At 46.5% G+C, this 1,085-nt stretch carries 1 protein-coding gene and 1 pseudogene; one reads left to right on the forward strand and one right to left on the reverse strand.

The features are described 5' to 3' along the window. The first annotated feature begins 147 nt into the window (after positions 1 to 147). On the forward strand, positions 148 to 768 hold the full coding sequence (locus A3738_RS20190) for an FKBP-type peptidyl-prolyl cis-trans isomerase (protein ID WP_068480344.1): 621 nt from the start codon (positions 148 to 150) through the stop codon (positions 766 to 768). Positions 769 to 858: 90 nt separating this feature from the next. Here the strand turns inward: A3738_RS20190 and nadE are convergent. Further along, positions 859 to 1,085: pseudogene (gene nadE / locus A3738_RS32355) on the reverse strand (NAD(+) synthase); the annotation flags it as partial.

A 1,085-nucleotide genomic window follows, 5' to 3' on the forward strand; every position in this document is an offset into this window, starting at 1 on the left:
TTATTCTTATTGCCAGACAAAACCGTGAATTCGTATCTAATCTTACGAAGCTTTATTTGTAAAGTCTTTAAAAAAGCACGGACTGCCCCTTTTAAATCTTACTTTAGCCCCAATAATTGCAGCTTCATTTAAAAGACTGGAGCAAATATGTCTGATTTAGATTTCTCAACGGATGAAGCAAAAGCATCCTACGGTGTTGGTTTACAAATGGGCCAACAATTAGCAAGCGTTTTTGAAGGCGTTTCACTTGAAGCTGCGCTTGCTGGTATTCAGGATGGTTTCGCAGCGAAAGTACCTCGCGTTGAGGGGCAAGACATCAATGCTGCATTTGGTGTAATTCAAGAGCGTATGCAAGCTGCAGAAGCGGCCAAAGCAAAAGAATTCTCTGCAGCGGGCGAAGCGTTTTTAGCTGAGAACGCTAAGCGTGATGAAGTGACAGTGCTTGAGTCAGGACTTCAGTACGAAGTCATTACCGAAGGTGAAGGCGCTAAGCCAACGGCAGATAGCGTTGTTCGCACACACTACCGTGGTACTTTGATCAACGGTGAACAGTTCGATAGCTCTTATGATCGTGGTGAGCCTACTGAATTCCCAGTTGGTGGCGTTATCGCAGGTTGGACAGAAGCACTCCAATTGATGAGTGTTGGTTCTAAGTGGAAGCTATATATTCCTTATCACTTAGCATACGGCGAGCGCGGTGCTGGTGGTGCGATTGGCCCATACGCAACGTTAGTATTCGATATCGAGTTGATCGAAATCGTAGGCTAAGCCTCCTCGAAAATAAAAAAACCGCCGATTGGCGGTTTTTTTATTTCTGCAGTACAGGACAGTCTTGTTCTACGAGAAGCTGCGGCAGCCTCAGTCGTACACAGTTGGGATAGCTTGACGTTTGTGTTGGGTTGCCTGATAGATCTTAATTAATCGATCTGAGACATGATCTTCGACCTCCCGTCCCTCAAGAAAATCATCAATCTGGTCGTATGAAATACCCAGCGCTTTCTCGTCCTCAAGTCCCGGGTCGTTGTCTTCAAGATCCGCCGTTGGCGCTTTGTGCACAAGATGCTCTGGTGCGCCGAGAGCGCTGG

Source organism: Oleiphilus sp. HI0066 (genome assembly GCF_001635725.1).

Coding starts and splice junctions, on each gene's coding strand:
- A3738_RS20190 (WP_068480344.1), top strand. CDS start 148: ATGTCTGATTTAGATTTCTCAACGGATGAAGCAAAAGCATCCTACGGT.